Source organism: Pseudomonas sp. 32A, assembly GCF_052682255.1.
Genome location: NZ_JBQYLY010000001.1, coordinates 3506964 through 3530391, shown reverse-complemented (window position 1 = coordinate 3530391; position 23428 = coordinate 3506964). Strand labels below are relative to the sequence as shown.

General features: G+C 60.2%; 19 protein-coding genes and 1 tRNA gene. 13 read left to right on the top strand and 7 right to left on the bottom strand.

Features of this window, described 5'->3' with window-relative positions; all coding sequences use genetic code 11:
• Positions 1-67 precede the first annotated feature (67 nt).
• From ACUN0G_RS16075 to ACUN0G_RS16065, 3 genes are all read left to right on the top strand, one after another.
• Positions 68-1339, top strand: a complete 1272-nt coding sequence (locus ACUN0G_RS16075; RefSeq protein WP_003211000.1) for a YeaH/YhbH family protein — start codon at positions 68-70, stop codon at positions 1337-1339.
• On the top strand, positions 1336-2898 hold the full coding sequence (locus ACUN0G_RS16070) for a SpoVR family protein (protein WP_258342462.1): 1563 nt from the start codon (positions 1336-1338) through the stop codon (positions 2896-2898). The genes ACUN0G_RS16075 and ACUN0G_RS16070 overlap by 4 nt, the downstream gene beginning before the upstream one ends.
• Before the next feature lie 63 nt (positions 2899-2961).
• Positions 2962-4197: a multifunctional CCA addition/repair protein gene (locus ACUN0G_RS16065; protein WP_445573817.1), complete on the top strand. Its 1236-nt coding sequence runs from the start codon at positions 2962-2964 to the stop codon at positions 4195-4197.
• Here ACUN0G_RS16065 and folK read toward each other — a convergent pair.
• Both folK and folB read right to left on the bottom strand, forming a co-directional pair.
• The gene (folK, locus tag ACUN0G_RS16060) at positions 4167-4685 is read right to left on the bottom strand and encodes a 2-amino-4-hydroxy-6-hydroxymethyldihydropteridine diphosphokinase (RefSeq protein WP_258342464.1); all 519 of its coding nucleotides are present in this window, start codon (positions 4683-4685) and stop codon (positions 4167-4169) included. The genes ACUN0G_RS16065 and folK overlap by 31 nt on opposite strands.
• On the bottom strand, positions 4676-5029 hold the full coding sequence (folB, locus tag ACUN0G_RS16055; protein WP_048722079.1) for a dihydroneopterin aldolase: 354 nt from the start codon (positions 5027-5029) through the stop codon (positions 4676-4678). Before folB ends, folK begins: the two co-directional genes overlap by 10 nt.
• A gap of 74 nt (positions 5030-5103) precedes the next feature.
• Between folB and plsY the strand changes: the two genes are divergently transcribed.
• A complete protein-coding gene (gene plsY / locus ACUN0G_RS16050) occupies positions 5104-5673 on the top strand; it encodes a glycerol-3-phosphate 1-O-acyltransferase PlsY (RefSeq protein ID WP_088423353.1) in 570 nt (189 codons plus the stop codon).
• A 33-nt stretch (positions 5674-5706) separates the two neighbouring features.
• On the opposite strand, the gene tsaD is transcribed toward plsY, so the two are convergent.
• Positions 5707-6732: a tRNA (adenosine(37)-N6)-threonylcarbamoyltransferase complex transferase subunit TsaD gene (tsaD, locus tag ACUN0G_RS16045; protein WP_445573816.1), complete on the bottom strand. Its 1026-nt coding sequence runs from the start codon at positions 6730-6732 to the stop codon at positions 5707-5709.
• 203 nt (positions 6733-6935) lie between these two features.
• Here tsaD and rpsU point away from each other — a divergent pair, with 203 nt between their 5' ends.
• The 6 genes from rpsU to ACUN0G_RS16015 all read left to right on the top strand — a co-directional run bounded on the left by rpsU (position 6936) and on the right by ACUN0G_RS16015 (position 16081).
• Positions 6936-7151: a 30S ribosomal protein S21 gene (gene rpsU, locus ACUN0G_RS16040; RefSeq protein ID WP_002551877.1), complete on the top strand. Its 216-nt coding sequence runs from the start codon at positions 6936-6938 to the stop codon at positions 7149-7151.
• Between the two features lie 445 nt (positions 7152-7596).
• Complete coding sequence (gene dnaG, locus ACUN0G_RS16035; RefSeq protein WP_445573815.1) at positions 7597-9558, top strand: DNA primase; 1962 nt, start codon at positions 7597-7599, stop codon at positions 9556-9558.
• A gap of 67 nt (positions 9559-9625) precedes the next feature.
• Entirely contained in the window at positions 9626-11476 is a 1851-nt protein-coding gene (gene rpoD / locus ACUN0G_RS16030) for an RNA polymerase sigma factor RpoD (protein WP_258342468.1), read from the top strand.
• A gap of 120 nt (positions 11477-11596) precedes the next feature.
• Positions 11597-15340, top strand: coding sequence for an EAL domain-containing protein (locus ACUN0G_RS16025; protein WP_445573814.1), 3744 nt, complete (start codon positions 11597-11599; stop codon positions 15338-15340).
• A gap of 15 nt (positions 15341-15355) precedes the next feature.
• A tRNA-Ile gene (locus ACUN0G_RS16020) sits at positions 15356-15432 on the top strand.
• Between the two features lie 136 nt (positions 15433-15568).
• On the top strand, positions 15569-16081 hold the full coding sequence (locus tag ACUN0G_RS16015; RefSeq protein ID WP_445573813.1) for a hypothetical protein: 513 nt from the start codon (positions 15569-15571) through the stop codon (positions 16079-16081).
• A gap of 89 nt (positions 16082-16170) precedes the next feature.
• Here ACUN0G_RS16015 and ACUN0G_RS16010 read toward each other — a convergent pair whose 3' ends face one another.
• The 3 genes from ACUN0G_RS16010 to ACUN0G_RS16000 form a co-directional block, all read right to left on the bottom strand.
• Positions 16171-16572 (bottom strand): type II toxin-antitoxin system HicB family antitoxin, encoded by a 402-nt coding sequence (locus ACUN0G_RS16010; RefSeq protein WP_318304043.1) that lies wholly within the window; start codon positions 16570-16572, stop codon positions 16171-16173.
• A 69-nt stretch (positions 16573-16641) separates the two neighbouring features.
• Entirely contained in the window at positions 16642-17889 is a 1248-nt protein-coding gene (locus ACUN0G_RS16005; protein WP_445573812.1) for an amidase, read from the bottom strand.
• An 8-nt stretch (positions 17890-17897) separates the two neighbouring features.
• Positions 17898-18323: a VOC family protein gene (locus ACUN0G_RS16000; protein ID WP_445573811.1), complete on the bottom strand. Its 426-nt coding sequence runs from the start codon at positions 18321-18323 to the stop codon at positions 17898-17900.
• A gap of 113 nt (positions 18324-18436) precedes the next feature.
• Here ACUN0G_RS16000 and ACUN0G_RS15995 point away from each other — a divergent pair, with 113 nt between their 5' ends.
• On the top strand, positions 18437-19303 hold the full coding sequence (locus ACUN0G_RS15995; protein WP_445573810.1) for a LysR substrate-binding domain-containing protein: 867 nt from the start codon (positions 18437-18439) through the stop codon (positions 19301-19303).
• Between the two features lie 42 nt (positions 19304-19345).
• Here ACUN0G_RS15995 and ACUN0G_RS15990 read toward each other — a convergent pair whose 3' ends face one another.
• Complete coding sequence (locus ACUN0G_RS15990) at positions 19346-21706, bottom strand: glucose/quinate/shikimate family membrane-bound PQQ-dependent dehydrogenase (RefSeq protein WP_445575559.1); 2361 nt, start codon at positions 21704-21706, stop codon at positions 19346-19348.
• Positions 21707-21901: 195 nt separating this feature from the next.
• Here ACUN0G_RS15990 and ACUN0G_RS15985 point away from each other — a divergent pair, with 195 nt between their 5' ends.
• The gene (locus ACUN0G_RS15985; protein WP_421551440.1) at positions 21902-22813 is read left to right on the top strand and encodes a sugar ABC transporter substrate-binding protein; all 912 of its coding nucleotides are present in this window, start codon (positions 21902-21904) and stop codon (positions 22811-22813) included.
• 56 nt (positions 22814-22869) lie between these two features.
• On the top strand, positions 22870-23352 hold the full coding sequence (locus ACUN0G_RS15980; RefSeq protein ID WP_063026735.1) for an Lrp/AsnC family transcriptional regulator: 483 nt from the start codon (positions 22870-22872) through the stop codon (positions 23350-23352).
• The last annotated feature ends 76 nt before the right edge of the window (positions 23353-23428 follow it).

The window sequence follows — 23428 nt, the reverse complement described above, 5'->3', positions numbered from 1 at the left end:
GCTTGTCTTTAAGCTTCCAGCTTGCCGCTTGAAGCTTGTAACTTGAAGCTGCCCGGAGGGCTCCTACATGAGCTATGTGATCGACCGACGTCTCAATGGCAAGAACAAGAGCACGGTAAACCGCCAGCGGTTCCTGCGGCGTTACCGTGACCACATCAAAAAGGCCGTCGAAGAGGCCGTCAGCCGCCGCTCCATCACCGACATGGAGCATGGCGAACAGATCAGCATCCCTGGACGCGACATCGATGAACCGGTGCTGCACCACGGCCGGGGCGGCAAACAGACTGTCGTGCACCCCGGCAACAAGGAATTCACCAGCGGCGAACATATCCAGCGGCCTCAAGGCGGTGCGGGCGGCAAAGGGCCGGGCAAGGCCGGCAACTCCGGCGAAGGCATGGATGAGTTCGTGTTCCAGATCACCCAGGAAGAATTCCTGGAATTCATGTTCGAAGACCTGGAACTGCCCAACCTGGTCAAACGCAACCTGACCGGTACCGACACTTTCAAGACCGTGCGCGCCGGGATCAGCAACGAAGGCAATCCGTCGCGGATCAACATCATCCGCACCCTGCGTTCAGCCCATGCGCGACGTATCGCCTTGTCGGGCAGCAGCCGCGCGAAGCTGCGGGATGCCAAGGCGGAACTGGAGCGCCTGAAACGCGAAGAGCCGGACAACTTCGGCGATATCCAGGAAATCGAAGCCGAAATCGCCAAACTCAGTGCGCGAATTCACCGCGTTCCGTTTCTCGACACCTTCGACTTGAAGTACAACCTGCTGGTCAAGCAACCCAATCCCAGTTCCAAGGCGGTGATGTTCTGCCTGATGGACGTATCCGGCTCCATGACCCAGGCGACCAAGGACATCGCCAAGCGCTTCTTCATCCTGCTGTACCTGTTCCTCAAACGTAACTACGACAAGATCGATGTGGTGTTCATCCGCCATCACACCAGCGCCCGGGAAGTCGACGAAGAAGAGTTCTTCTACTCGCGGGAAACCGGCGGCACCATTGTTTCCAGCGCCTTGAAGCTGATGCAGGAAATCATGGCTGAGCGCTATCCGGCCAACGAGTGGAACATCTACGCCGCCCAGGCCTCCGACGGCGACAACTGGAACGACGATTCGCCGATCTGCCGCGATATCCTGATCAACCAGATCATGCCGTTCGTGCAGTACTACACCTACGTCGAAATCACCCCGCGCGAGCATCAGGCGCTGTGGTTCGAATACGAGCGCATCAGCGAAGCCTTCGCTGACACCTTCGCCCAGCAACAATTGGTCTCGGCCGGCGATATCTATCCGGTCTTCCGTGAACTCTTCCAGCGCAGGTTAGTGACATGACCGCCAAAGAGCATAAGCGCCAACCCATATCCACGGGGTCCGAATGGACCTTCGAGCTGATCCAGGCCTATGACAAGGAAATCAGCCGCATCGCGGCGGGTTATGCCCTGGACACCTACCCCAACCAGATCGAAGTGATCACCGCCGAACAGATGATGGACGCCTACGCGTCCGTGGGCATGCCCTTGGGCTATCACCACTGGTCCTACGGCAAACACTTCCTCAGCACCGAAAAGTCCTACACCCGCGGCCAGATGGGCCTGGCGTACGAAATCGTCATCAACTCCGACCCGTGCATTGCCTACCTGATGGAAGAAAACACCATCTGCATGCAGGCACTGGTGGTAGCCCATGCGTGCTACGGACATAACAGCTTTTTCAAGGGCAACTACCTGTTCCGCACCTGGACCGATGCCAGCTCGATCATCGATTACCTGGTGTTCGCCAAGCAGTACATCATGCAGTGCGAGGAGCGCCACGGCATCGATGCCGTGGAAGACTTGCTCGACTCTTGCCATGCGCTGATGAACTACGGCGTCGACCGCTACAAACGCCCGTATCCGATTTCCGCCGAAGAAGAGCGGCTGCGCCAGAAGGACCGTGAAGAGCATCTGCAAAAGCAGATCAACGACCTGTGGCGCACCATTCCCAAACGCGCCGGCAAGAACAGCGACAAGGACAATGCACGCTTCCCCGCCGAACCTCAGGAAAACATCCTGTACTTCATCGAAAAGCACGCGCCGTTGCTGGAGCCCTGGCAGCGGGAAATCGTGCGGATCGTGCGCAAGATTGCCCAGTACTTCTACCCACAACGCCAGACCCAGGTGATGAACGAGGGCTGGGCCACGTTCTGGCACTACACCCTGATGAACGACCTGTACGACGAAGGCCTGGTGACCGACGGCTTCATGATGGAGTTCCTGACGTCCCATACCAGCGTGGTCTATCAACCGGGCTTCGACAGTCCGTACTACAGCGGCATCAACCCGTATGCTCTGGGTTTTGCCATGTACCGTGACATCCGGCGCATGTGTGAACACCCCACCGAAGAAGACCGCCGCTGGTTCCCGGAGATTGCCGGCAGCGATTGGCTGTCCACCATCAAGTTCGCCATGAGCAGCTTCAAGGATGAAAGCTTCATCCTGCAGTACCTGTCACCTCAGGTGATTCGTGACCTCAAGTTGTTCAGCATCATGGATGACGACCTCAAGGACGACCTGCTGGTGCCGGCGATCCACGATGAGCCGGGTTACCGCACCATCCGCGAAACCCTGGCAGCGCAGTACAACCTGGGCAACCGTGAACCCAACGTGCAGATCTACAGCATCGACGTACGCGGCGATCGCTCGTTGACCCTGCGCCATCAGCAGCACGACCGTAAACCGCTGGGAGAGTCCACTGAAGAGGTCCTCAAGCATCTGCACCGGCTGTGGGGGTTCGATATCCACCTGGAAACGCTGCAAGGCGACCAGGTGATGAAAACCCACCATGTTCCGCCCCGCAACGAACACGGCGACAACGATTACGGCCGCCTGGACCTGGCTGTCGTCCATCTGTGAAACGGCAAAGCCTCCATTGGCGGGCCGCAGGCGTTATCCTGTGCCGCTAATGGAGGCTTTTTCATGCAAATCTACAAAGTCGGCGGTGCGGTGCGTGATCGCCTGCTGGGCATCCCGGTTACCGATGTCGACCGTGTCGTAGTCGGCGCAACCACTGAAGAAATGCTCGCCCTGGGCTACAAGCCCGTGGGCTCGGACTTCCCCGTCTTTCTTGACCCGAAAAACGGCGACGAGTACGCCCTCGCCCGCACGGAGCGCAAGAGCGGCCGGGGTTATGGCGGCTTCGTGTTTCACGCGAGCCCAGAAGTTACCCTGGAAGAAGACCTGATCCGCCGCGACCTGACCATCAATGCAATGGCAGAAGATGACGACGGCAACCTGACTGATCCGTACCACGGTCAGCGTGATCTGAAAGCGCGCATTCTTCGCCACGTTTCCCCCGCATTCGCCGAAGATCCTCTCCGAGTCCTGCGCGTTGCCCGTTTTGCAGCGCGATACGCAGGCCTGGATTTTACCGTCGCGTCAGAAACCCTGGAGCTGATGCGCGAACTCAGTAATTCAGGCGAGCTGGAAGCCCTGACGCCTGAGCGCAGCTGGAAAGAAATTTCCCGCGCCCTGATGGAGAATCAGCCACAGGTATTTATCCAGGTGCTACGCGATTGCGGCGCGCTGAAAATCCTGATGCCTGAAATCGACGCGCTGTTTGGCGTGCCACAACCCGAAGCCCATCACCCCGAGATCGATACCGGCATCCACACGCTGAGCGTGCTGGAGCAGGCGGCCCTCCACGCCCAACCACTGACCGTGCGCTGGGCCTGCCTGCTGCATGACCTGGGCAAGGGCCTCACGCCTGTGGATAAGTTGCCGCAGCACATTGCTCATGAGCATCGCGGCCTGGAGTTGATCAAGGCGGTGAATGAGCGCTTCAAGGTACCAAGGGATTGCCAGGAACTGGCGCTGCTGGTGGGCGAATACCACACCCACGGCCATCGCGCACTGGAGCTGAGGCCTGCAACTTTGCTGGAGTTGCTGCAACGCTTTGACGTTTACCGTCGCCCGCAGCGCTTTGAGGAATTTGTGGTGGCGTGCGAGATGGACGCCCGCGGCCGCAAAGGCCTTGAGCAGAGAAGTTATCCACAAGCGGATTATTTGCGCGGCGCGGCGCTCGCCGCACGGGGTGTCGCGGTCGCACCGCTACTGGAGCAAGGATTCAAGGGCCCCGAGCTGGGTGAAGCGCTGAAACGCGAACGGCTCAAGGCGCTGAAAGCCTACAAGAGCGCATCCGGCGTTAACGGCTGATTACGCCACTCGAAAGCGACCGGCGCCAGTACCTGATCGATTTGTGCATCCTGCCAAAGCGCGGCAAATGTCTTGCCCGCTTCCGGGTGCACACGCTCCGGCGCCATCAGCGACAGCGGCCACAGCACAAACGCGTTCTTCAGGATTTCGGCCCGGGGCAGAATCAGGCCATCGAAATTACCGACCAGCTCGCCGTACAGCAGCACGTCGATATCCAGCGGCAGCCCCTTGCGATCCGGGGCATAGCGGCCATTGTCGGCCTCGATAAACTTCAATCGACGGTCCAGTTCCATCAGCGGCAGGTCGGTATACGCCGACACCACCAGATTGAAGAACGGCCCGCTCTTGATGCCCACCGGCTGGCTTTCAAACACCGCCGAACAGCGCAGATCCGTCAGGAAACCCGCCAGCGCATCGAGGCCAGCGCGTAAATGGGCCTCACGCTCGATATTGCTGCCAAGACCAAGGTAAACCTGAGTTAGCGACATCCGCGCTCGATCTCCACGCCCACGCCCTTGGCTGCCGGAACGGCGCCGGGCTTGGTCAGTTTGAGGTGCAGCCAGGGAATCTGGAATTCACTCATCAAGACTTCGGCCAGGCGCTCGGCAAAGGTTTCCACCAGTTGGAACTGCGCGTGCTCGGCAAAGGCCTGGATACGTGCGGACACGCTGGCATAGTCCAGTGCCAGGGTCAGGTCATCACCGGCAGCGGCCGGGCGGTTATCCCAGGCGAAGCTCAGGTCCAGACGCAGGCATTGCCGGATACCGCGCTCCCAGTCGTAGGCCCCGATCACGGTGTCAACTTCCAGGCCTTCGATAAACACTCTGTCCAAGCACTCTTCTCCGCTGCACGACAAGGGCGCGATGCCCCGTTAGAATCAGGGCGTCCTCGCCCGGAATAGTTAGCATGTTTTGGTTACTGGCGACTCTCGCCTACCTGCTCGGCTCGCTGTCCTTCGCCATTTTGCTCAGCCGCCTGACGGGAAATCCCGACCCGCGAATGAGTGGCTCAGGCAATGCCGGCGCCACCAATATGTTGCGCCTGGCCGGCAAGAAACTCGCCGTATTGACGCTGTTCGGCGACGTCTGCAAGGGCCTGTTGCCCGTGTTGATCGCCGATCTCGCCGGGCTGTCGCTGCAACAGCAAGCCTGGATCGGCGTCTGCGCGGTGCTCGGCCACCTGTTCCCGCTGTACTTCCGCTTTCGCGGCGGCAAAGGCGTCGCTACGGCGGCCGGCATGCTGCTGGGCATCTACCCACCGGCGGCGCTGCTGGCCATCCTGGCCTGGCTGCTGACGTTCTACCTGACCCGTACCAGCTCGCTGGCCGCACTGATCGCCACACCGCTGACGCTGCCATTGCTGGCCTGGCAGGAACCGGCGGCGCTGGTGCCGATGAGCGTGCTCACGCTGCTGATCGTCTGGCGCCACCGGGGCAATTTACGCGACCTGTTTGCCGGGCGCGAACGGCATTTTTAAATACGCCCGGTGAACCCGGTTCACGTTCGCCGGTTACAGCGGCGGCAGTTGCTCCATCGGCCAGCGTGCCTGCACGCTGATTGCCAGGCTTTCATGCTGGCCGGCCTGCAAACGCTGGCAACCGGCATAAGCGATCATCGCGCCGTTATCGGTACAGAATTCGGGGCGGGCGTAAAACACGTCGCCCTTCATGTCGCCGAGCATTTTCTCCAGGGAGCTGCGCAACGCCTTGTTCGCGCTGACGCCGCCCGCGATCACCAGGCGCTTCATGCCCGCCTGCTTCAGGGCCCGCTTGCACTTGATGGTCAAAGTCTCCACCACGGCCTGCTGGAACGCCAGCGAGATGTCGCAACGGGCTTGCTCACTGTCGTCTCCGGCGCTGACGCTCTGCTGCCAGGTATTCAGGGCAGAGGTTTTCAAGCCGCTGAAGCTGAACATCAGGCCGGGGCGATCGCACATCGGACGCGGGAAGGTGTAGCGCCCTTCCACGCCTTTTTCCGCCAGCCGCGCAATTTCCGGACCGCCGGGATAATTGAGGCCCATCATCTTCGCGGTCTTGTCGAACGCTTCACCGGCAGCGTCGTCCAGGCTTTCCCCCAGAAGCGTGTATTGACCGATTGCGTCGACCTGAACCAGCTGCGTATGGCCACCTGAAACCAACAAAGCGACGAACGGGAACTCTGGCGGGTTTTCTTCCAGCATCGGCGCCAGTAAATGGCCTTCCATGTGGTGCACACCGAGGGCCGGAATGCCCCAGGCAAATGCCAGCGCCTGGGCGCAAGAGGCCCCAACCAGCAGGGCTCCGACCAATCCCGGGCCTGCGGTATAGGCAATGGCGTCGATCTCGGTCGGCACGCAGCCGGCCTCGTCCAATACCTGGCGAATCAATGGCAGCATGCGTTTCACATGATCACGGCTGGCCAGCTCCGGCACCACGCCACCATAGGCGCGATGCAGGTCGATCTGACTGAACAGTGCGTCGGCCAAAAGCCCGCGTTCACTGTCGTAAAGTGCGACACCGGTTTCGTCGCACGAGGTTTCTAATCCCAGAACTAGCATGGGTTTGCGCCTTGTAGAGGCTGAATTCGAAGGCGCGCATAATAGTCGCCGCTCCCCCTCCCGACTAGCGGTTTTCGATCAGAGGCTTTGCATTCCGGGCAATGAGGGGTTAACATCCGCAACCCTTAAAAACCGACGACCTCAGCCGCGAATTTTTTGCGACGAGAACGTTGATTCCCGGTAATGAAAGAAGGTAGCTCTGGATGCCAGCCGTCAAAGTAAAAGAGAACGAACCCTTCGACGTAGCTCTGCGTCGTTTCAAGCGCTCCTGCGAAAAAGCCGGTGTTCTGGCTGAAGTTCGTAGCCGCGAATTTTACGAGAAGCCAACTTCTGAGCGTAAGCGTAAAGCAGCAGCCGCTGTTAAGCGTCACGCCAAGAAAGTTCAGCGCGAGCAGCGCCGCGCCGTTCGTCTGTACTAATACACAGACGTTCGTAGCAAGCTTCTGCCAAGCCCGGCCCTCAGCCGGGCTGTTGGCATTTGCGGATATCGCTTGATGCTTCAACGTTGACGCCGCACACGCGACTGAAACGAACTGCTTCACACGTCAGGACTGGCTCTTTTGCCAGCGGTGCACGTCTCTTCTGACGAGCCTAACAAGGCTACTGACGAGCACACTTATTTTTTAACAGGCGATCAACAGGTCGGCTGCGCCCACCGATGAGCTTCCGAGGCCCGCACATGGCCAAGACCGGACTCCCGGGCAACATTTCTACGCCGGGCACTGATCGGAACTAACGTCAGTGAATGTTCGGCAGATACACTTCCTGACAGACCAAGCAGACGACAGTTGATCGAGCCGCACAATACGCGCGCCTTGAGCACTTTGCGGGCCCTCTTTTACACGCAGTGATGACGAGAACGCCATGGCCGGGCTAATTCCCCAGAGCTTTATTGACGACCTTCTGAACCGCACCGACATCGTCGATGTTGTCAGCTCGCGCCTGCAAATGAAAAAGGCCGGCAAGAACTACACCGCCTGCTGCCCGTTCCACAAAGAAAAGACGCCGTCGTTCAGCGTCAGCCCCGACAAGCAGTTCTACTACTGCTTCGGCTGCGGCGCTGGCGGCAACGCCCTCGGCTTCATCATGGACCACGACAACCTGGACTTCCCCCAGGCCGTCGAGGAACTGGCGAAAGCCGCCGGCATGGAAATCCCCCGCGAAGAAAGTGGCCGCCCGCACAAACCGCGGCAACCCACCGATTCGCCGCTGTACCCGCTGCTCACCGCTGCTGCCGACTTTTACCGCCAGGCACTGAAAAGCCACCCGCAGCGCAAAGCCGCCGTCGATTACCTCAAGGGCCGCGGCCTGACCGGTGAAATCGCCCGCGACTTCGGCCTCGGCTTCGCCCCGCCCGGCTGGGACAATCTGTACAAGCACCTGAGCAGCGACACCCTGCAGCAAAAAGCCATGATCGACGCCGGCCTGTTGGTGGAGAACGCCGAGACCGGCAAGCGCTATGACCGCTTCCGCGATCGCGTGATGTTCCCGATCCGCGACAGTCGCGGCCGCATCATTGCGTTCGGCGGCCGGGTGCTGGGGGACGACAAGCCCAAATACCTGAACTCACCGGAAACCCCGGTGTTTCACAAAGGCCAGGAACTCTACGGCCTGTTTGAAGCGCGCAAGAACAATCGCAACCTCGATGAAATCATTGTGGTTGAAGGCTATATGGACGTGATCGCCCTCGCCCAGCAGGGCTTGCGCAATGCCGTGGCCACCCTGGGCACCGCGACCAGCGAAGAGCACTTGAAGCGACTGTTTCGCGTAGTGCCCAACGTGCTGTTCTGCTTTGACGGCGACCAGGCCGGCCGCAATGCCGCGTGGCGTGCCCTTGAATCAACCCTGTCGAGCCTGCAGGACGGACGCCGCGCACGCTTCCTGTTCCTGCCCGAAGGCGAAGACCCGGACACCCTGGTCCGCTCCGAAGGCACCGACGCGTTCCGCGCGCGCATCAATCAGCACGCACAACCGCTGGCCGATTATTTCTTCCAGCAACTGACCGAAGAGTCCGACCCGCGCTCCCTCGAAGGCAAGGCCCATATGGTCACCCTCGCCGCACCGCTGATCGACAAGGTTCCGGGCGCCAACCTGCGGACCCTGATGCGCCAGCGACTGCTGGAAATCACCGGATTGAGTGGCGAGGCCGTCAGCCAGCTGGCGCGCAGCGCGCCGCAAGAGGCGCCGCCCGCCTACGACCCGGGCATGGATTACGACGCCATGCCGGACTATTCCGACTTCCACCAACCGCAGGAGGCCTACACGCCCCAGCAGGAGTGGACACCGAAGAAATCCGGTGCCGGCGGCAAGAAATGGGACAAGAAACCCTGGGACAAAAACGGCAAACGTGGCGGTGACCGTGACGAACCGCGCGGCCCGCGCGTCCCAGCAGCAGTAGAGCCGCCCACCATGGCAGCCCTGCGCACGCTTTTGCATCACCCGCAACTGGCACAAAAAGTCGAAGACGCGGGGCACTTTGCGGCCGAAGACCACACCAATACACAACTGTTGGTGGCCCTGCTCGAGGCCGTACAGAAGAATCCTAAGCTAAACTCATTCCAGCTGATTGCACGCTGGCACGGCACTGAACAGGGCCGCTTGCTGAAGGCATTGGCAGAAAAGGAATGGCTGATTGATGGCGATAACCTTGAACAACAGTTTTTCGACACCATTACTAGCTTGGTAGCTCGTCAACGCGAGCGAAACCTGGAACAACTTCTTCGAAAAGCGCGTCAGAGTGAATTGACCGCCGAAGAGAAAAATCAACTGCGCGACCTTTTAAGTCGCAATGTTTCCGCATCAAACCCGACCTCAGCTGGCGTGTGAGGTCATAGCTCGGGTATAATCCTCGGCTTGTTTTTTGCCCGCCAAGACCTTCAGTGGATAGGGTGTTATGTCCGGAAAAGCGCAACAGCAGTCTCGTATCAAAGAGTTGATCACCCTTGGTCGTGAGCAGAAGTATCTGACTTACGCAGAGGTCAACGACCACCTGCCTGAGGATATTTCAGATCCAGAGCAGGTGGAAGACATCATCCGCATGATTAATGACATGGGGATCCCCGTACACGAGAGTGCTCCGGATGCGGACGCCCTTATGTTGGCCGACGCCGATACCGACGAGGCAGCCGCTGAAGAAGCAGCCGCCGCGTTGGCAGCGGTCGAGACCGACATCGGTCGCACGACTGACCCAGTGCGCATGTATATGCGCGAAATGGGTACGGTAGAGCTGCTGACACGTGAAGGCGAAATCGAAATCGCCAAGCGTATCGAAGAGGGCATCCGTGAAGTGATGGGCGCAATCGCGCACTTCCCAGGCACGGTTGACCACATTCTCTCCGAGTACACTCGCGTCACCACCGAAGGTGGCCGCCTGTCCGACGTCCTGAGCGGTTATATCGACCCGGACGACGGCATTGCGCCACCTGCGGCTGAAGTTCCTCCGCCGATCGATGCCAAGGCTGCCAAAGCAGACGACGACACCGACGATGAAGAAGCTGAAGCCGCCACCGATGACGAAGAAGAAGTCGAAAGCGGTCCGGATCCGATCATCGCAGCCCAGCGCTTTGGCGCGGTCTCCGATCAGATGGAACTGGCTCGCAAGGCCCTGAAGAAGCACGGTCGCGGCAGCAAGCAGGCAACTGCTGAATTGCTGGCCCTGGCTGAACTCTTCATGCCGATCAAACTGGTACCGAAGCAATTCGAAGGCCTGGTTGAGCGGGTTCGTAGCGCCCTTGAGCGTCTGCGTGCACAAGAGCGCGCGATCATGCAGCTCTGTGTCCGTGATGCGCGCATGCCGCGTGCAGACTTCCTGCGCCAGTTCCCGGGCAACGAAGTTGACGAAAGCTGGACCGACGCACTGGCCAAAGGCAAAAGCAAATACGCTGAAGCCATTGGTCGCTTCCAGGCCGACATCGTTCGTTGCCAGCAGAAGCTGACTGCATTGCAGACCGAAACCGGTCTGACGATTGCCGAGATCAAGGACATCAACCGTCGCATGTCGATCGGTGAGGCCAAGGCCCGCCGCGCGAAGAAAGAGATGGTTGAAGCGAACTTGCGTCTGGTGATCTCCATCGCCAAGAAGTACACCAACCGTGGCCTGCAATTCCTCGATCTGATCCAGGAAGGCAACATCGGCTTGATGAAGGCTGTGGACAAGTTCGAATACCGTCGCGGCTACAAGTTCTCGACTTATGCCACCTGGTGGATCCGTCAGGCGATCACTCGCTCGATCGCCGACCAGGCCCGCACCATCCGTATTCCGGTGCACATGATCGAGACGATCAACAAGCTCAACCGTATTTCCCGGCAGATGTTGCAGGAAATGGGTCGCGAACCGACCCCGGAAGAGCTGGGCGAACGCATGGAAATGCCTGAGGATAAAATCCGCAAGGTATTGAAGATCGCTAAAGAGCCGATCTCCATGGAAACCCCGATCGGTGATGACGAAGACTCCCACTTGGGTGACTTCATCGAAGACTCGACCATGCAGTCGCCAATCGATGTTGCCACCGTTGAGAGCCTGAAAGAAGCGACTCGCGACGTACTGTCCGGCCTCACTGCCCGTGAAGCCAAGGTACTGCGCATGCGCTTCGGCATCGACATGAATACCGACCACACCCTTGAGGAAGTCGGTAAGCAGTTCGACGTTACCCGTGAGCGGATTCGTCAGATCGAAGCCAAGGCGCTGCGCAAGCTGCGCCACCCGACGAGAAGCGAGCATTTGCGCTCCTTCCTCGACGAGTGATCACAAAAACCCCGGCCCAGGCCGGGGTTTTTGCTTCTACAGATTAAATCCTCGCTGCCTCCCCTCCCCCGCAATGCCCGTCTACACTCGAAACATTCCCCGTGCCATAACGAGACCGTTATGCCCAGATTGCCGACCGTGTTACTGCTGTCGCTGCTGACCTGGACCGCAACGGCTGGCGCGTTGACTCTCACCGATGAAGAGCGTGGCTGGCTGGCGGACCACCAAGAGTTGCGCCTGGGCGTCGACGCCTCTTGGCCCCCCTTTGAATACCGCGACGAAGACGGTCGCTACCAGGGCCTGGCCGCCGATTACGTGCGGCTGATGCAGGATCGCCTTGGGGTCCGGATAAAGCTGATCGAGCCGGTAAACTGGAATGCGGTGCTGGAGCAGGCTCGCAACAACCAGCTCGACCTGCTGCCGGGCATCATGTCCACCCCGGAACGCCAAGGCTTCCTGTCGTTCACCCGACCCTATCTCGACTTCCCCATCGTCATCCTCGCCCATGAAGGCGGTCCGCAACCGCGCAACCTCAAGGACCTTTATGGGCTGAAGATCGCCGTGGTGGAGAACTATGCCCCTCACGAACTGCTACGCACTCACCATCCCGACCTCAACCTGGTGGCCATGCCCAACGTCAGCTCGGCGTTGCAGGCACTGGCCACCGACAAGGTTGATGCCGTGGTCGGCGATCTGGCGTCCAGCGTGTGGAGCCTGCGCCAACTGAAACTGGAAGGCCTGTACGTCAGTGGCGAAACGCCCTATCGCTATCAATTGGCCATGGCCGTACCCAGCGACGACAAGATGCTGGTGGGCATCCTCGACAAGGTCCTGGCGGATATCAGTCCGGCTGAAACCGAGGCCATCCAGCAACGCTGGGTCGGCAATGTCATCGACCACCGCACCCTCTGGACGGATGTACTGCTCTACGGACTACCGGCCGTATTGTTATTGAGCATCGTGCTGGCGGTGGTTATCCGGATCAATCGCCGGCTCAGTTCGGAGATTTCCCGCCGCGTCGCCCTCGAACAGGAACTGCGCAGCAGCGAATACCACTATCGCGGCCTGGTGGAGAGCCTTTCCGCGATTGCCTGGGAAGCCAGCATCAGCGATTTCACCTACAGCTACGTGTCGCCCCATGCCGAGGAGCTGCTCGGCTACCCCCGCGCCCACTGGCTGATCCCGGGCTTCTGGCGCAACATCATCCACCCCGCTGACCTGACCCGCACCGAATCCTATTGCTACGCCGAAACCCGGGCCAACCGCGACCACAGTGTCGACTACCGCGTAATCACCGCCGATGGCCGCTGCCTGTGGGTACGAGACATCGTCAGCCTGATCGAGCACGGCCACAAGCCAGTGCTGCGCGGCCTGATGATCGACATCAGCGAAGCCAAGCGCACCGAGGAAGCGTTGCAGCTTTCGGAACAGAAGTTTGCCTCGGTGTTCCAGCAATGCCCCGACATCCTGGTGATCGCCCGCCTGTCCGACGGCTGCCTGATGGAGGTCAATAAGGCATTCGAAGACCAGATCGGGCTAAACGCCGAAGACGTCGTGGGAAAAACCGCCACCGAACTGAATATCTGGGGCATTCAGGGCGTAGGCCCCGGCCTGCTGCAACGGGTACAGACCACCAGCATCCGCAACCTGGAAATGCCCTTCCGGCGCAATAACGGCCAGGCCTTCACCGGGCTGATCTCCGCCGAACCCTTTCAACTCGATACCACCGAAGCCTTGGTGGTCGTGGTGCGTGACATCACCCAACTGAAAGAAACCCAGCAGCGCCTGCAAACCTCCGAAGAGAAATTCGCCAAGGCCTTTCACGCGTCTCCCGACGGCCTGCTGCTGTCACGCCAAAGCGACGGTTTGCTGATTGAGGTCAACGAAGGATTCAGCCACATCACCGGCTTCAACAGCGCCATGTCACTGGACCAGTCAACCCTGGACCTCGGCATCTGGGTCGACCTGAACGAACGCAAGCACATGTTGGAGCTGCTGCAACGGGACGGATTTGTCCGCGACTTTGTCTGCCACATCCGCCGCAACGACGGCGAGGTTCGCCTGTGTGAAGTCTCCAGCCGCCCGCTGCCCATCGGCGACGACGACTGCATGCTGACCATCGCCCGGGACATCACCGAACGCCAACTGATGCAGGAAAAACTGCAACAGGCCGCCACCGTCTTCGAGAGCACGGCCGAAGGCGTACTGATCACCGACACCCGGCAAAATATCAGCGCCGTGAACCGCGCCTTCAGCGAGATCACCGGCTACAGCGAAGCCGAGGCCCTTGGCCAAACCCCGCGCCTGCTCGCCTCCGGCCTGCACGACAGCGCCTTCTACGCGGCCATGTGGCACCAACTGACGGCCAACGGCCACTGGCAAGGCGAGATCTCCAACCGGCGCAAGAACGGCGAGCTGTACCCCAGCTGGCTGACCATCAGCGCGGTGCGCAACCGCGAGGAGTCGATCACTCACTTCGTCGCCGTGTTTGCCGACATCTCCAGCCTCAAGCACGCCCAGGCGCGCCTCGATTACCAGGCCCACCACGACCCGCTGACCGGCCTGCCCAACCGCACCCTGTTCGAAAGCCGCCTGCAGGCCGCCCTCAACAGTCAACAGGAAAACGGCGGCCAGGGCGCCGTGCTGTTCCTCGACCTCGACCGCTTCAAACACATCAACGACAGCCTCGGCCACCCGATTGGCGACCTGCTGCTTAAAGACATCGCCGTGCGCCTCAAGGACCAACTGCGAGACGTCGACACCGTCGCCCGCCTAGGCGGCGACGAATTCATCATCCTGCTGCCCGGCCTGCAGCAAGCCAGCGACGCCGAACACTTGGCCAATAAACTGCTGGCCTGCTTCACCCCACCGTTCCAGGCGGGCGAGCATGAGTTCTTTATCAGCGCCAGCATCGGCACCAGCCTGTATCCACGGGACGGAGATGATGTCGCCACCCTGGTGAAAAACGCCGACGCCGCCATGTACCGCTCCAAGGCCAAAGGCCGCAACCGCGTCGAAAGCTACACCCAGGACCTCACCGCCCAGGCCAACGAGCGCGTGGCGCTGGAACACGAACTGCGCCGGGCGATCGAACGCGACGAATTTTCTCTCTATTACCAGCCGAAACTGAGCCTCGACACCCAACAACTGATCGGCGCCGAAGCGCTGATTCGCTGGCGCCACCCCACCTTCGGCGAAGTGCCGCCCGAGCACTTCATCGCCCTGGCTGAAGAGAACGGCATGATCCTGCAGATTGGTGACTGGGTACTGGAACAGGCCTGCCGGCAGATGCACCACTGGAGAGAAGCCTTTGATGACTTTGGCCCGCTGTCCGTCAACCTCGCCGGCGCGCAACTGCGCCACCCCAACCTGCTGACGCGCATCGAACAATTGCTGCGGGACAACCGCCTGGAGCCCGGCTGCCTGCAACTGGAGATCACCGAAAATTTCATCATGAGCCAGGCCGAAGAAGCGCTGGAGGTGCTGCACCAGCTCAAGCATCTGGGCGTGCAACTGGCCATTGATGACTTCGGCACCGGCTATTCGTCCCTCAGCTATTTGAAGCGCCTGCCGCTGGACTTCCTGAAGATCGACCAATCCTTCGTGCGCGGCCTGCCCGATGACCCACACGATGCGGCGATCGTACGCGCCATTATTGCCCTGGGGCACAGCATGCAATTCACCATCATTGCTGAAGGTGTGGAAACGCCGGCCCAGCAAGCGTTTCTGGCGGCGGAAGGGTGTGAGCAGATGCAAGGCTACATCGTCAGCCTGCCGCTGCCGCCGGACCTTTTCGCCGCGACTTTCCTTCGTATGAGCGTTTCGGACTTTTCGGATGGCACAGCGAAGAAACCATCGCTATAATCCGCGGCCTACTGAGGGCCTATAGCTCAGTTGGTTAGAGCAGGGGACTCATAATCCCTTGGTCGTAGGTTCGAGTCCTACTGGGCCCACCATCTTGAAAGCCGCGCATTGCGCGGCTTTGTCGTTTCTGGCGTGCAGCAATGAAAGATTAGTTAGTTGTCCCGAACGGCTACGGCGAAGACCATGACTCCAAGTCAACGCCACTCCAGCACGAGGGAAACTTGTTCCATGCCTCAGAAGAAACGTTCACCGCACAACTCTATCCACCGCCTGGGCATGCGTGCCGCAGGCGCCGTCGCAATCACCCTCGCCACCTTGAGCGGCGCACAAGCTGCCCCCGCTGCCACTGACACCATCAAGGCTTTCAAGCTGTGCACGGGCGCCGACAACAACTCCCATGTACTGGAAGGCACCATCGATCAGAGCATGCGCAATGACGTGACCGCCATTCACTTCAAGCAAACGGCGGCGCATTCCTCGTATAGCTGGCATAACGACCCGGAGCCACAGTACGTGATGACGCTTTCCGGCACGCTGGCGTTCGTGACTCGCGGCGGTGAGAAGTTCACGTTGCATCCGGGTGAAGTGCTGGTCGCCGAAGACAATACCGGCACCGGGCACCGCTGGAATCTGGTGGACGATCAACCTTGGCGGCGTGGGTATGTGGTGCTGAAGCCGGGCGCGCCGGATTCGTTTATCCCGAATGATCCGGCCGCTTCGAAGGTGTGCAAGGGGGCATAGTCTCGCTGATCACACCGTCTCGGATAAAATAAAGGCTTACGCTTTGTGGCGTAAGCCTTTTTTGTACTGTGTACTCTCTCAGCCCGTTATCAAACGGAAAGTTCGCGCAAAGCCGCCGTCGCCAGGAACCCAGAGCGCGAGGCATAGCGATGGTCTTTTTGCACTCGCTCATCAATACGATTCAACAGTTGCTCAGGCAGTGAGGCGTTGAACCTAACTGACTTGCCCAGGTAAGGAGTGAGATCAAAATCGATGACCGCCCACACTCCACCAGCAAAGTCGCGATTCTCTAAATGGAAGTCGACCTCTCTTGCCTGTGGGAGCCGCTCGTCATCGGCAACCAATCCCTCCAGATGCAGCGCCAAGGCTTCGCGCACGTTATCCAGAGCTTCCGAAAACGTAGTGCCGGCCGAAAAGCAACCTGGCACGTCCGGGACTGTCACGCTGTAATCTGAGTCAGCGTCTTTATGCATCACCACAGGGAATTTCATTTTTCATCCTCTGAATGAGCCGCCTGGGCTCACTCAACAGATCAGAGACGTGTTCCCCCATAGTGCCTTTCAGCTCACCAACGCATCAACAATGACCTGCGCCGCGCTCAGCAACGGCGCATCCCCTCTGAACGCCCCAATCACCTGCAACCCCACCGGCAGCTCCCTTTCCCCACGCGCCACCGGCACATTCACCTGCGGCAACCCAAACGCGCCCCAGAACTTGATGAAGTCCGACGGCCCCGTGGTCTCCAACCCCATCGGCGCCAACATCCCGCAGGAAACACTCAACATCGCATCAAACGGCTGGCAGATTTGCGCAAGCTGCGGGGCCAGTTGTACCAAGCGGGCCTTGGCTGCCGACTCCTGCTCCCAACTCGTCGCCTGGGCACGCTCGATCATGGCCAACGTCGAGTCGCTGAGTAGTTCGGGATGAGACTGAAACTCCTTGGCCAACGAACGGGCACCTTCGCAATCGTTGATCAACTGGTGATCGTCGAATACTCCGTCGAACGCCTCGGGCAACACGACTTCACTGACAAGAAGCCCCAACCTGGCTATCGCTAGCTCAATCGCCTGGGCCACCACCGGCTGCACATCCGACCAGCGAGAGGTACGGCAGAAACCAAGCCGCAAAGGCCGGCGCCCTGCCTCAACAGCCGGAAACCCCGGTATCAAAACCCGCGCCACCCGCTCAAGATCGCGCACCGAGCGCCCATACCAACCCACCGTATCGAAGCTCGGGGCCAGGGGTTTCACGCCTTCCAGCGAGACCAGTCCAAACGATGGCTTGAAGGCATACAACCCGCAATAAGCAGCTGGCTTGAGCAGCGACCCAGCCGTCTGGGTCGCCAACGCCAACGGGAAAAACCCGGCCGCCATCCCCGCCGCGGAACCCGCACTGGAGCTACCCGGCGTGCGGGAAAGATCGAGCGGATTACGCGTCGGCCCCGTGTGCATGTAGGCAAATTCAGTGGTGTGGGTCTTGCCCATGATGATCGCGCCCGCCTGGCGCAACAGTGTCACCACATGAGCATCCCGCGATGGACGATTGCCTTGGTAAATCGGCGAATAGAACTCCGTTGGATGGTCGGCGGTATCGAAGATGTCCTTGACCCCAACGGGCACGCCGGCGAGCAGACCGGCGCAGAACCCAAGGGCTTGATTTCTCACGGCCTCAGCATCGAAGGATGCAAACGCCTGGATATCTGGCTCGTCGATACCGATCCGCCCAATAAAGTGTTCAGCAACCAAAGCGGGCGTAATTGCACCAGAGCCCACCGCCTCGGCGATGCCCGTTGCATCTAGGCCATTCATCAGCACCCTCATTTGGCAAACAACTGCCCAATGTCCTTGAACGCCTTGAACTCCAACGCATTGCCGCACGGATCAAACAGGAACAACGTCGCCTGCTCACCCACCTGACCTTTGAAACGAATGTGAGGCTCCAGCACAAATCGGGTATTGCGCGCCTGCAAACGCTCCGCCAGCGCATGCCAATCATCCCAACTCAGCACCACGCCAAAATGCGGTACAGGCACATCTAGGCCGTCTACCGCATTGGTGTGCGCCGCTTCTTGAGAAGCGGTTTTCGGATGCTCATGGATGACCAGTTGATGCCCGAAGAAGTCGAAGTCGACCCAGTGATCACTGGCCCGCCCCTCCTCCAACCCAAACACTTCACCGTAAAACTGCCGCGCAGCCGCCAAGTCGAATACCGGAATTGCCAAGTGAAAAGGAGCCAGTGCCATCAGGTCTAACCTCTATGGGTATTAAGTCCTTCCGAGTCTAGCCTTGCCGTCATCGATGGAAAGACGATAGTTTTCGCATCGAGCTCAAATTATTTCGATCAATCGAGACGCCCATGCTGCGGGAACTGAAAACTTTTATCGCCGTTACCCGCCATGGCACGTTCGCCGCGGCGGGCATGCATATCGGGCTGACGCAGTCGGCGGTCAGCTCGCAGATCCGCCAGTTGGAGCAGGTGCTCGGCGTGCAGCTGTTCGACCGCACCGGGCGCCAGGCCACATTGAATGCGGCGGGCATCCGCGCGCTGCCGCTGGCCAGGGAGATTCTCGAGACGTTCAACCGCATGGCCGTGCCGGTGGATGCCAACGAATACCGTGGCGAATTGAAAGTCGGCGCCATCACCACCGCCCAGACCGGCCTGCTGCCCCAAGCCCTGGTGCGCCTGCGACAGGCTGCGCCGACGGTCGAATGCAAATTAGTGCCAGGGGTTTCCCTGGAGTTGCTCAGCCAGGTGGACGCAGGCGAGCTGGATTCGGCGATCATCATTCGCCCGCCCTTTGATTTGCCCAAGGAACTGCACGTGCAGGTGCTGCGCAAGGAGCCGTTTGTGTTGATCGTGCCGCACACGGTCAAGGGTGATGACCCGCTGCAACTGCTCGAAGCTCATCCCCACGTGCGCTACGACCGCGCTTCGTTTGGCGGGCGGCTGGTCAGCCGTTTTCTGCGGGAGCAGCGGCTGGATGTGCAAGTGGCGCTGGAACTGGACGAGATCGAGGCGCTGGTCAAAATGGTCGAATGCGGCCTGGGGGTGTCACTGGTTCCCCATGCCGGGCTATGGCTGGATCGCACGCCACAGGTGCGCGTCATCCCGCTGGGCGAACTGACCTTTCACCGGGAAATCATCCTGCTCAGCCGCTACAGCCAGCGCAACCTCCCGGTGCCACAACTCTTTGCCCGATGCCTGCTGGCTGACGTGATCTGAGACGCAAAAAAAAGCCGCACATCCGTGCGGCTTTTTCAGGCCCTACTTCTTGGGCAACGCGTAGGCAATCACATAGTCCCCACGGTCCGGCGACTGTCGCGCGCCGCCGGCGGTTAGCACAATGTACTGGGTGCCAGTCTTGGGCGACACATAGGTCATCGGCCCCGATTGGCTACCCACAGGCAGGCGGGATTTCCAGATCTCATTGCCGTTGCCGGTATCGAAGGCGCGCAGGTAAAAGTCCTGGGTGCCAGCGAAAAACAGCAAGCCCGACTGGGTCGCCAGGGACGCGCCAAGAGTCGGCATGCCAATCGGAATCGGCATGTGCATGCGGATACCCAGCGGGCCGGTGTCTTCAACCGTGCCCACCGGCACTTGCCACATCAGCTTGTGGGTTTTCAGATCGATGGCCGACATAGTGCCAAACGGCGGTTTCTGACACGGAATGCCCGCCGCCGAGAGGAAGCGCTCGCGCATCGCGCCGAACGGCGTACCGTCTTGCGGCACTACGCCCATTTCGATGCCACTGGCACCGGCGGCGATCTTGTCGCGCGGGATCATGTAGTTCGCCAAACCCAGGCGCATGTCGTTAACGAACATGTAGTGGGTGTTCGGGTCCACCGACACGCTGCCCCAGTTCATCCCGCCCAGGGAGCCCGGGAATTGCAGCGCACGGTCCAGGCCTGGCGGCGTATAGACGCCCTGGTGACGCATGCCCTTGAACTGGATGCGGCACATCAGTTGGTCAAACGGCGTGGCGCCCCACATGTCGGATTCGCTCAGCTGCTGATTGCCGATGGAAGGCATGTCCACCGAGAACGGCTGAGTCGGCGAATAACGCTCGCCGGGCACGTTGCCCTGGGGCACCGGGCGCTCCTCAACCCGGGCGATGGGCACGCCGGTTTCGCGGTTGAGCAGGAAGATTTCGCCTTGCTTGGTGACTTGAGCCAGTGCTGGCTGTACGCCGCCGTTGCCGTCCGGGATGTCGTAGAGCAGCGGTTGCGCCGGCAGGTCAAAGTCCCACAGGTCATGGTGAGTGGTCTGGAAGTGCCAGCGCACCTGGCCGGTCTTCACGTCGAGGGCGACGATGGAGGAACTCCACTTGTCGTCGTAGGCGGTGCGTTCACCGGCGAAGAAATCCGGAGTGGCGTTGCCGGTAGGCAGGTAGACCAGGCCGAGCTTGGCGTCGTAGGACATGGCCGACCACACGTTCGGCGTGCCACGGGTATAGGTCTCGCCCGCAGGCGGGCGTTTGGTGGTGTTCGGGTTGCCAGGATCCCAGGCCCACACCAGTTCGCCGCTGTGCACGTCGAAGGCGCGCACCACGCCTGGCGGTTCGCCGGTGGAGAAGTTATCCGCCACGCGTCCGCCAACGATCACCACATTGCCCGCCACCAGTGGCGTCGAGGTTTGCTGGTAATAACCGGGCTTCACTTCGCCCATGTCGGTCTTCAGGTCGACGGTGCCGTGGTCGCCGAAGTCGTCGCAGGGCGCGCCGGTTTCAGCATTGAGCGCAATCAGTCGGGCATCGCCGGTCGGCAGAAACAGACGTTTCACACAGGCTTTGGCGCTGGCAGGTTGCTCGCTGGCGCTGCTGTCGAAATAACCCAGGCCACGGCAGCGCTGCCAGTTGGGGCCGCTGCCCTGGGGGTCGAATTTCCAGCGTTGGGCGCCGGTGTCGGCGTCCAGGGAGAAGACTTTGCCGTAGGCGGTGCACACGTAAACGCTGTCACCGATCTGCAGCGGGGTGTTCTGGTCTTCGGCGCCGGCGCCATTGCTCTCGGGGATGTCGCCGGTGTGGAAGGTCCACGCCACCTGCAACTTGTCGATGTTGCCTTTGTTGATCTGGTCCAGCGCGGCAAAACGATTGCCGGCGGTGGTGTTGCCCCAGTGAGCCCAGTCTTTTTGCTCGGTGCCCGGCGTTACTGGCGTCACCGCAGGCTCGCTGCTGGCCTTGACCACGTGGGTCGGCACAAACATGTACGCCAGGGTGGCGACTATGCCAAGGCCCAGCAGCCCGGCGACGCCAAAGGCGCCGCGCCCGGGTGTCGATCCCGAGGCGCGGGCGAGCTTTGGATAAATCAGCGCGACCACCAGGCCGATGACGGCAAAGGTCAATACTCGTGAAACAAGCGGCCAGTATTCCAGCCCGGTGTCCCACACCGCCCAGATCGCGGTCAGCACCAACGCCACGGCGTACAGCCAGGCGCCCTGAGGCTTGCGCTTGGCGATCAATACGCCGGAGACCAGCATCGCCAAGCCCATCAGCAGGAAATACCAGCTGCCGCCCAGCGCTACGAGGTAACCGCCACCGCCTGCCAAACCTAGGCCGATCAAGGCGATCAGCAGGCCCAGCCCAACCAGCAACCATCTGCTGCCGGTGGCAGCCCCAAAGTTATTGATTGCGCAAACGTCCTTCCTGTATACCCAACTGGAAATAATGTACCAAACAGTTACTTTTAACAATCTGGCACAAATTAATGTGTTCGATCATCGGCGAAAATAAATTCCGAGGCTTACTTGAAGTGGAATTTTATTTCCAATAGTGTCTACTTCAGAATCTTTTTCGCGCCAAAAACAATAAGAAGGAATCTCCCCATGAAGCGCCTGCTTGGCTGTGCCTGTGCCCTGCTGTTGTCCACCGCCGCCCACGCTGAATTGCGCATCGGGGTATCCGTCGGACAATTCGATAACTACGTTTCCTACCTGGTGCAAGCCATGCAGGACCGCGCCAAGGCCTCGCCTGATGGCGTCAAGTTGCAGGTGGAAGAGTCCGCCAGCGACGTGGTCCGCCAGTTGAACCAGGTGGAAAGCTTTATCAGCCAGAAAGTCGACGCGATCATCGTCAACCCGGCCGACACCGCGGCTACCCGCAAGATCACCGAGAAAGCCAACGCCGCCGGTATCCCGTTGGTGTACATGAACAGCCGTCCCGAGGTCGAAACCTTCCCGCCGGGCGTGGTCTTCGTCGGCACCGACGAGCGCGCCATCGGCCGGATGCAGATGGAATACCTGGCCGAGAAGATGGGCGGCAAAGGTAACCTGGCGATCATCCTCGGCCGTCTCGCCCACAGTGATACCGGCAAGCGCACCAATGGGGTAAAGGATGTGCTGGCCAAATACCCCGGAATCAAAGTCGTCGAAGAACAGTCCGGCGACTGGCAGCGGGAAAAAGGCATGGACCTGATGAATGATTGGCTGACCAAGGGCCAGACCATCAATGCCGTGGCTTCCAACAATGACGAGATGGGCATCGGCGCCGCCATGGCCCTGCGCCAGACCGGTCGCCAGGACATCCTGGTGGGCGGCATCGACGGTACGCCGGACGGCTTGCAGGCGCTGAAAAAGGGCCAACTGGCAGTGACTGTGTTCCGCGACCCGGTGGCCATCGGCGCCGGCTCGGTGGACGCCGCGCTGATGCTGATCAAGCATGCCGCCCTGCAAGGCGATGTATGGATTCCTACGCAACTGGTCACCCCGGAAAACTACCAGCAGTTCCTGCGCAACTGAGCCAGACGCCGCCGCGAGCATCAAGGGGACCGAGCCTGTAACATGCTCGCCCATTGATGCCCGCGCCGGAGAACACCTTGCCCGCCTCTCACCCTCCCGTCCTCGATGAAATCGATCGCCAGCTGATCGCCGCGTTGCAGATCAACGCCCGCGAAAGCGTGGCCATGCTCGCCCGGCAGTTGGGCATCGCCCGCACCACCGTCACCTCGCGCCTGGCGCGCCTGGAAAAAACCCAAGTGATTACCGGCTACGGCGTGCGTCTGAGCCAGCGCGTGGTAAATGGCGGCTTGCAGGCCTATGTGGGGATTACCGTACAACCGCGCTCCGGCAAGGAAGTGCTGCGCCGGATCAGCGCCATGGCGCAGGTTCAGCAACTGTGTGCGGTCAGCGGCGAGTTCGATTACGTGGCCTGGCTGCGTACTGATTCGCCGGAACAGCTGGATCAACTGCTGGACCAGATCGGCAGCGTCGACGGTGTAGAGAAGACCACCACCTCGATCATCCTCAGTAACAAATTGGATCGCGGCCAACCAATCTGACCAGAAGATTCGTCACTCTGACTAAAAACAATTCATTCCGACGACACATTGCGTCTTATTAACGAACGCTACGCTC

Coding starts and splice junctions, on each gene's coding strand:
- ACUN0G_RS16075 (WP_003211000.1), top strand. CDS start 68: ATGAGCTATGTGATCGACCGACGTCTCAATGGCAAGAACAAGAGCACG.
- ACUN0G_RS16070 (WP_258342462.1), top strand. CDS start 1,336: ATGACCGCCAAAGAGCATAAGCGCCAACCCATATCCACGGGGTCCGAA.
- ACUN0G_RS16065 (WP_445573817.1), top strand. CDS start 2,962: ATGCAAATCTACAAAGTCGGCGGTGCGGTGCGTGATCGCCTGCTGGGC.
- folK (WP_258342464.1), bottom strand. CDS start 4,685: ATGTCGCTAACTCAGGTTTACCTTGGTCTTGGCAGCAATATCGAGCGT.
- plsY (WP_088423353.1), top strand. CDS start 5,104: ATGTTTTGGTTACTGGCGACTCTCGCCTACCTGCTCGGCTCGCTGTCC.
- tsaD (WP_445573816.1), bottom strand. CDS start 6,732: ATGCTAGTTCTGGGATTAGAAACCTCGTGCGACGAAACCGGTGTCGCA.
- rpsU (WP_002551877.1), top strand. CDS start 6,936: ATGCCAGCCGTCAAAGTAAAAGAGAACGAACCCTTCGACGTAGCTCTG.
- dnaG (WP_445573815.1), top strand. CDS start 7,597: ATGGCCGGGCTAATTCCCCAGAGCTTTATTGACGACCTTCTGAACCGC.
- rpoD (WP_258342468.1), top strand. CDS start 9,626: ATGTCCGGAAAAGCGCAACAGCAGTCTCGTATCAAAGAGTTGATCACC.
- ACUN0G_RS16025 (WP_445573814.1), top strand. CDS start 11,597: ATGCCCAGATTGCCGACCGTGTTACTGCTGTCGCTGCTGACCTGGACC.
- ACUN0G_RS16015 (WP_445573813.1), top strand. CDS start 15,569: ATGCCTCAGAAGAAACGTTCACCGCACAACTCTATCCACCGCCTGGGC.
- ACUN0G_RS16010 (WP_318304043.1), bottom strand. CDS start 16,572: ATGAAATTCCCTGTGGTGATGCATAAAGACGCTGACTCAGATTACAGC.
- ACUN0G_RS16005 (WP_445573812.1), bottom strand. CDS start 17,889: ATGAATGGCCTAGATGCAACGGGCATCGCCGAGGCGGTGGGCTCTGGT.
- ACUN0G_RS16000 (WP_445573811.1), bottom strand. CDS start 18,323: ATGGCACTGGCTCCTTTTCACTTGGCAATTCCGGTATTCGACTTGGCG.
- ACUN0G_RS15995 (WP_445573810.1), top strand. CDS start 18,437: ATGCTGCGGGAACTGAAAACTTTTATCGCCGTTACCCGCCATGGCACG.
- ACUN0G_RS15985 (WP_421551440.1), top strand. CDS start 21,902: ATGAAGCGCCTGCTTGGCTGTGCCTGTGCCCTGCTGTTGTCCACCGCC.
- ACUN0G_RS15980 (WP_063026735.1), top strand. CDS start 22,870: ATGCCCGCGCCGGAGAACACCTTGCCCGCCTCTCACCCTCCCGTCCTC.